This window comes from Oleiphilus sp. HI0080 (genome assembly GCF_001635135.1).
This window is the reverse complement of the sequence record NZ_LWFU01000402.1, coordinates 1-3898: the sequence shown is the minus strand read 5'-3', so window position 1 is coordinate 3898 and position 3898 is coordinate 1. Positions and strand designations below refer to the sequence as shown.

General features: G+C 48.4%; 4 protein-coding genes and 1 pseudogene. 1 reads left to right on the top strand and 4 read right to left on the bottom strand.

Annotation, left to right across the window (positions count from 1 at the left end; all coding sequences use genetic code 11):
* The 4 genes from A3751_RS07215 to A3751_RS07200 all read right to left on the bottom strand — a co-directional run.
* Nucleotides 1-273, bottom strand: a 273-nt coding sequence (locus A3751_RS07215) for a hypothetical protein (RefSeq protein WP_156492307.1), incomplete at its 3' end; no start/stop codon positions are given.
* Between the two features lie 15 nt (nucleotides 274-288).
* The gene (locus tag A3751_RS07210) at nucleotides 289-870 is read right to left on the bottom strand and encodes a hypothetical protein (RefSeq protein ID WP_068453815.1); all 582 of its coding nucleotides are present in this window, start codon (nucleotides 868-870) and stop codon (nucleotides 289-291) included.
* A complete protein-coding gene (locus A3751_RS07205; protein WP_068453813.1) occupies nucleotides 864-2312 on the bottom strand; it encodes a capsule assembly Wzi family protein in 1449 nt (482 codons plus the stop codon). Before A3751_RS07205 ends, A3751_RS07210 begins: the two co-directional genes overlap by 7 nt.
* Before the next feature lie 78 nt (nucleotides 2313-2390).
* On the bottom strand, nucleotides 2391-3488 hold the full coding sequence (locus tag A3751_RS07200) for a glycosyltransferase family 4 protein (protein ID WP_068453811.1): 1098 nt from the start codon (nucleotides 3486-3488) through the stop codon (nucleotides 2391-2393).
* A 184-nt stretch (nucleotides 3489-3672) separates the two neighbouring features.
* Here A3751_RS07200 and A3751_RS07195 point away from each other — a divergent pair.
* Nucleotides 3673-3898: pseudogene (locus A3751_RS07195) on the top strand (transferase); the annotation flags it as partial.

The following is a 3898-nucleotide window of genomic DNA, read 5'->3' as shown; positions in this document are numbered from 1 at the left end:
TCCGTGCGCGATCGATACATCAGGCGCAATACGGCCTAACCAATACTCCGTCTGCCACTTAAAAAAACGACGTCGGATCGCACCCTTGAAAGGCCAGCGAAAGGTTTTACGAACTTGCGCGCTGGTATGAGAATAAGCAATCGGCTTTACTTTCTCTGAGATTAAAAATGACTCGTGCCCCACTTCGTCTAAAGCCTCTAACTCAGAGCGAACCAAACGCGAGACGCCTGAGCGCAGATTCTTAAGATCCTTTTGAACGATCACAACTTTCATGTTCAGCGCCTCGAGCTAAAAATACCAAGCGATATAGGTATTCACCAAAGTCATATCATAGAAAATTTCTGGGGAGCTTGCCTCTATGGCCGGAGGATCGGTTGGCAAAACCCGGTCTCGGGCGATCTTGTCACCGTATGCGAATTCAACCCCAAGCCCTAAACCATCGGTTTTAGAGTGAGACAGCACGCGCCACTCGCTACCAAAGCCTAGATAGTATCCGTGCGCGGCAGTCTCCTTATCGTAGCGCGCCACACCAAAAAATGCCTTCAAACGGAGTGCATCCGATAAACGATAACGATAATCAAAAGGCCTGATAGACAACAGGCCATCGCCATCCGCTGTCGAGTAACTTGCAACAAGACCAAGCTCATGACGCTCGGCATACAAACCGTGAACACCAAATGCGACGTAAGGTCCCGCCTCCCAATCACTTGTATCGGCTGCTGGATTGTCCCCGCCATCAAGCAGTGTTTTTACCTTTCCTATCGTCGAGCCAAGCGCCAACGAATACGAAAACTCCGTCTCTGCAAAGGACGATGCACTAAGCGCCAGGCCTAGCACCAACAAAACCACCTTGTTTATGCGCCTTACCATCGAACGAATGCTCCTACCTGGTAATAGTCCTCATCCCAAACACTACTTCCTGTTCGCCCCTCCAAGCCCCAAATATAATCGCTCGCTGCGATTGAGTAACGCACCTGTGCATCGAATGCGGGTTCGTAATGAAAGCTAGAATAAGAGGCTTGTTGAATCGTTCTAAACTGTACATTCAACAAACGATCCACCGCATGTTGCCAGCCAAAACTAAGCAAGCTAGAGCGACCACCAGCACCATCGCCCTTCTGTCGCTGATCTGCGGCAGCATGACCAATTATATTTCCGCCGCTGACACTGCCATCCTTGTAAATCGAATGTACATACCAACTGTTTTGCCACTCGGAGTATTCGTAGGTCAGATCGACTTCCTCAAACAACGAAGGAAAATAAATACCCCCCTGTAACGCCGCATTACCAAGTCTGTAAAACTTGTTTACTGAGGTATCTTCGCCCGCGTACTCAAAATAAAGGCTAAACGGCACTTGGCCTGTCACATTGATCCGAGAGGTCAGCGAGGCGCTTTGGTTTCCGAATTCGTCGTCTTGACTAAGATTATCCCCCGCATTATCCGCCCCACTCGGGTCAAAAAATGCTTTCAATAAGTTTTCAGGCTCATAACACTCACCCCGTTCGCCCCCACCGTAGATCATCACCCGATTCAAACCAAAAGCGACATGTCGCACAGGGTTGAGACTCAAATGCATGCCAATCGCACATGGGTTTCCGGAAGTCAGGCCACCTTGATAGGCGATATTGTCTGACTTGCTTAATTGAGTTGCGAACAACTCATAGCGAAAGCCGAGCGAGCCGATTGAAATGGGGCTCGAAAGTGTTAATGAGGGGCGCGTTTCAGCGTTCGTGCTCCAGAGCATCGCACTGTGCTGCATAGGAGAGAGCCAATGTGAGCGATAGCCAACATCAAACTGCATCCAGTCAACACCAAAGCTGGAGTAGGTGCCTTCCATGGATTCGCCGTCTTCACGACGCTCACCACCCAGAAACGCATACCAGTGTTGATTTAGTCGAAGGTATAGCTGCGCATTGATTGTTGCAGCGTTATCACTGTCTTCGCCTCGCTGATTCGGCAAAGGAATACTCTCATCGCTTTTGGCGTTCAACTCTAAATTAGCGTAAGTAAACCCATCCGTCTGCGAGTAACGCTTGAGATAGCTACGCACTTGTCGACATAGAGTGTTTGGCTCTTCACAGTAATATTTCAAAGCATCATGGACGCGTGCTGCAGGAATCGGCCGCGTTAAAACAGGATCGCCCGCCAGCACCATCAATCGTTCGATCTGACGTTCCGCTTCTGGTGAGATATGTAGTGGAAGATAAGGCGAAACACCTCGCGCGTTCGCCTTTAAGGGCATGACCGCCAACAACAAACCCAATGCGAAACTAAGCAAAGCTACTAGCGCGCTATCCTGGCGTAAGGACATCCAAATACTCTTAAAACACAAATGTAATTATGCAGTTATGAAAACAGTTTTTGTTGGGAAAGGCTAGCAGCTTAAAAATTACTTTTCTGCCACGAGCTGCGCTAAAAAGGTCAAGGTATCCTGGGCTGACTTTTCAGTATTGAAATGATCCCGAATCCTATTTCGTCCGGCCTCTGACATGGCCGCGCATAGGTGACGATCCGCCTCTAAACGCGCAATTCCCTGAGCAATCGCTGCTACGTCGCCCGGCTGCACACGAATACCACTTTCACCGTCAACAATAAGCTCGGCACTGCCCCCCGTGTCTGAAACAATCGCAGCGGTTCCATACGCCATGGCTTCGATCACCGTTTTGGGTAAGCCCTCTCTTTTTAGCGATGGCAAGACAGAGACATCGCACGCCGCAATCAACGCCGGCGCATCTTTTCTATGCCCTGCTACTTTAATGCGATCGGCCATCGGGCTTTGATTAATCAGCGTTTGAATTGCCTCACTGTCCATGCCGTTGCCAACAAGTAAAAAATAAACCTCTTTGTCTTGAGGAAGCTGATGCGAGGCTTGCAACAAAATTGGTAGGCCCTTTCTCGGTCTGTCATTAGCAACGCAACCTACGACGAAAGCGCCATCAGGGATACCAAACTCAGACAAGTCGGCAGGCGCATCCTGATACCAATCAAGCGAATGCCCTTTGTAAACGGTCGTAATTCGATCTTTCGGTAAACGCGAGTGCAGGTAAAGATCATCACGAACCGCATTCGCGACACAAATAATTGCATCCAAGCGCGGATTTAAATGCGTCAAATAGCTTGTTGGATCATACCAATAGATATTACCCGTCTGCCCTCGATATGAGACCGTCTTCACCGGCAATCCGATAGAGGCAAACAATCCATTGGTAATCGCCTTGTTGTTGAACATATAAAGCGCGTCGTATTGACCGTTTTTCAGTTCAGCCCGAACCCGTTTAATCGCCGACCACTGAAACTTCTTCTTCGGGTGGAAATCGATAATCTTCACGCCATTTTCTTTAAAGCGTGAAACGTACTCTGCATCACCTTCTGTCATCAACGTCACGTCGACACCCAGCTTCGCTAAGCCGATGAAAATCTCGGCTTCAGGACGAACCGAATTCCAAGTGTCGGTGTAGGAGGAGATGATTAATAATCTTAACGCCATAGGTCAAAGCCTAGTATTGAAATGTTCGCGCGATACTAAATAATAAATGCAAAATTCTCTACTTAAATAGCGCCCACATGCATCGCGCTGAGGGTGAGTTGCTGTATCAGATTGATAGAAAGCAATGCTAGAATGGCGCGAATTCCAAGTCTTCTGCCAATCCTCATTGAACAAGGATTACATAATGAGCAAACCTAAAAAGCTAATCATCATCGGCGCCGGAGAGCTAGCAGAAATTGCCTTCGAGTATTTCACCTACGATTCAGACTACACGATTGCAGGCTTTTGTGTTGAAGCCGAGTATTTAAAGGATAAACAGCTGAATGGGCTTCCAGTCTCAGCGGTAGAGGACATCCTCAGCGATTATCCATCAAATGAGTTTTGTGCCTTCGTGGCGATACCCTCGACCA